We start from the raw sequence: 1,954 nt of genomic DNA, 5'->3' as shown, positions 1-1,954 counted from the left end.
GGGCGGGGCACCGGCGTGCCGCTCGACGGCCTGTTCCGCCGTGGGCCCGGCGGCTGCGCCCGCGCCGCCGGTCACCGGTGCTCCCGCACCCAGTCCAGCAGGCCCTCGACGGACCGCTCGATCATCCCGAGCACGTCGGCGAACCCGTCGCCGTCGCCGTAGTACGGGTCGGGTACCTCGGCCCCGGCCGGTGCGGTGGGGTCGAAGCTGCGCAGCAACCGCACGTCCCCGTCGTCCCCGGCGAGGGCGCGCAGCTCACGCAGGTGCCCGCTGTCGGCCGCGACGAGCAGGTCCGCGTCGAGATGGTCGGCGCCGACCTGCGCGGCGACGTGCTCGACCGGATACCCGTGCCGCGTCAGCGTCGCTCGTGCGCGGGGGTCGGCGGGCTCACCGAGGTGCCAGGAGCCCAGACCGGCACTGGCCACCTCGACCTCGCCGTCCAGCCCGGCGGCGCGCAGGTGCTGCCGGAAGACCGACGCGGCCATGGGTGAGCGGCAGATGTTGCCGGTGCAGACGAACACGATCCGCAGTCCGCGTCCGCGCCGCTCGGCCGATCCGCCGCGGGTGTCTGTGTCCTCGACCATGTCCACCAGTGTCCCGGCGCGCTCTCCGAAAGGGACGGCCGGGTCATCCCGATGTCCGATTTCGTCGCGCTCAGTACCGTTTTCGCGACTCGCCGTGCCACCAGCCTGGCCGGGAACGGAGCGCACCTACTAGGCTTGCTGCTCACGTCGACGCGGATCACCGGAGTCGTCGACGTCCGGCCATGCTGATGTCACAGGTACTTTTGGGGGCTCCCATTTCCCTGTTCGCAGTGCGGCGCGCCGATCTTTCGCGTTCGCCGTTCGTCCGAGCCCTGCTCGTGCTGCTCGCCTCCCTGGTGGTCTCCGGTGGCGTGTGGTGGTGGGTGGCACTCGAAACGCCCTCCGCACAGCGGCCACTGGTGACCACGGTCGGGGCGGTCACCGCCGCGCTCGCGTGCGGGGGAATCGCGGTGGCGGCCTACCGCACCTGGCAGCTTTCCGCCGCCCGCGCGGCCGAGGAATCGGCACGCGCCGAGTCGGAACGGCTGGCCGGTGAAACGATTCCCGCGGCCGTGCGCCGGTTGCGGGAAGGCGCGTCCGCGGACACCGTTCTCGCTGAAATACCAGCTCCGCCCAATGAAACGCACGCACGCCTTCTGCGTCTTCTGACCACGGAGATCAGCGTGGGGGAGCGCCAGCGTGCCGCGGCGATGGCGGCGTGTGCCAACGCGGCGGGCCGGGTGCAGGCCATGGCCACCAGCATGCTCGCCGATCTCAGGGAGATGGAGTACCGGCATTCCGAGGAGGTGCTCGGCGACCTGCTCCGGCTCGATCACAGCACCGCACAGGCCGGGCGTCTCGCCGACAGCATCGCCGTGCTGACCGGTGCGCGGTCGGGGCGACGCTGGACCAAGCCGATCATCATGGAAAGCATCCTGCGCGGTGCCATGGGCCGTATCCGCGCCTACCAGCGGGTGCGTCTGCACTCGACCAGCACCTCGGCGATCGTCGGTTACGCCGCCGAGGACGTCATGCACGCCCTCGCCGAGCTGATGGACAACGCGACCCGGTTCTCCGCGCCGTCGGAGGAGGTCCACGTCTACGTCGAGGAGTTGCACACCGGCATCGTCATCACCGTCGAGGACGGCGGGCTCGGGATGAAGCCGCAGGCGCTCGAACGCGCCGAGCGCCTGGTCTCGACCAGCGTGCCGCTCGAACTGACGAAGCTGTCCGGGAGCAGGCTCGGACTCGCGGTGGTCGGCTGCCTGGCCCGCAAGCACAAACTCCAGGTGTACTACCGTCCGTCCTCGCGGGGCGGCACGGGCGTTGTGCTGCGCGTCCCGAACCAGCTGGTGACCCAGCCCAGGCACGATCCGACGGCGCCGTCCTCGGCCCGGGCCGCCGCTCTCGACCGGGCCACGGCCGGGCCC

General features: G+C 71.6%; 2 protein-coding genes. One reads left to right on the top strand and one right to left on the bottom strand.

Annotated features, from left to right (window positions below; translation table 11 throughout):
- Positions 1–71 precede the first annotated feature (71 nt).
- The gene (locus tag SACSA_RS0114150) at positions 72–584 is read right to left on the bottom strand and encodes a low molecular weight protein-tyrosine-phosphatase (protein WP_028661872.1); all 513 of its coding nucleotides are present in this window, start codon (positions 582–584) and stop codon (positions 72–74) included.
- Between the two features lie 272 nt (positions 585–856).
- Between SACSA_RS0114150 and SACSA_RS0114145 the strand changes: the two genes are divergently transcribed.
- On the top strand, positions 857–1,954 hold a 1,098-nt coding region (locus tag SACSA_RS0114145; protein WP_028661871.1), incomplete at its 3' end, for a sensor histidine kinase.

Origin of the sequence: Saccharomonospora saliphila YIM 90502 (assembly GCF_000383795.1) — a bacterium.
GTDB classification, from domain to species: domain Bacteria; phylum Actinomycetota; class Actinomycetes; order Mycobacteriales; family Pseudonocardiaceae; genus Saccharomonospora; species Saccharomonospora saliphila.
The sequence above is the reverse complement of the archived record's forward strand: the minus strand, read 5'-3'. Positions and strand labels throughout refer to the sequence as shown.